At 63.0% G+C, this 1,023-nt stretch carries 1 protein-coding gene; it reads right to left on the minus strand.

Annotation, left to right across the window (positions count from 1 at the left end; translation table 11 throughout):
* A partial coding sequence (gene tuf, locus M3I54_RS44325; protein WP_254346723.1) for an elongation factor Tu occupies positions 1-1,023 on the minus strand: 1,023 nt, incomplete at both ends.

A 1,023-nucleotide genomic window follows, 5' to 3' on the forward strand; every position in this document is an offset into this window, starting at 1 on the left:
CGGCAGCTCGATCGAGCCCGTCACGTCCGTCGTACGGAAGTAGAACTGCGGACGGTAGTTGTTGAAGAACGGCGTGTGACGGCCGCCTTCGTCCTTGCTCAGCACGTACACTTCAGCCGTGAAGTGCGTGTGCGGCGTGATCGAACCCGGCTTGGCCAGAACCTGGCCACGCTCCACGTCTTCACGCTTCGTGCCGCGCAGCAGGATACCGACGTTGTCGCCTGCCTGACCCTGGTCGAGCAGCTTGCGGAACATTTCCACGCCCGTGCAGGTCGTCTTCACCGTCGGCTTGATACCGACGATTTCGATTTCCTCGCCGACCTTGACGATGCCGCGCTCGATACGGCCCGTCACCACCGTGCCGCGACCCGAGATCGAGAACACGTCTTCCACCGGCATCAGGAACGCGCCGTCAACCGCACGCTCCGGCGTCGGGATGTACGTGTCCAGTGCGTCGGCCAGGTTCATGATCGCCACCTCACCCAGTTCGCCCTTGTCGCCTTCCAGCGCCAGCTTGGCCGAACCCTTGATGATCGGCGTGTCGTCGCCCGGGAAGTCGTACTTCGACAGGAGTTCGCGCACTTCCATTTCGACCAGCTCGAGCAGCTCGGCGTCGTCGACCATGTCGCACTTGTTCAGGAACACGATGATGTAAGGCACGCCAACCTGACGGGCGAGCAGGATGTGCTCGCGCGTTTGCGGCATCGGACCGTCAGCGGCCGAGCACACCAGGATTGCGCCGTCCATCTGTGCCGCGCCCGTGATCATGTTCTTCACGTAGTCAGCGTGGCCCGGGCAGTCGACGTGTGCGTAGTGGCGGTTAGCCGTTTCGTACTCGACGTGCGCGGTGTTGATGGTAATACCACGTGCCTTTTCTTCCGGCGCTGCGTCGATCTGGTCGTACGCCTTCGCCTCGCCGCCGAACTTCGCGGTCAGAACCGTCGTGATCGCTGCCGTCAGCGTGGTCTTGCCGTGGTCAACGTGACCGATCGTGCCCACGTTCACGTGCGGCTTGGTCCGCTC

It is taken from the genome of Paraburkholderia sp. CNPSo 3274 (assembly GCF_024206475.1).
Lineage (GTDB): Bacteria > Pseudomonadota > Gammaproteobacteria > Burkholderiales > Burkholderiaceae > Paraburkholderia.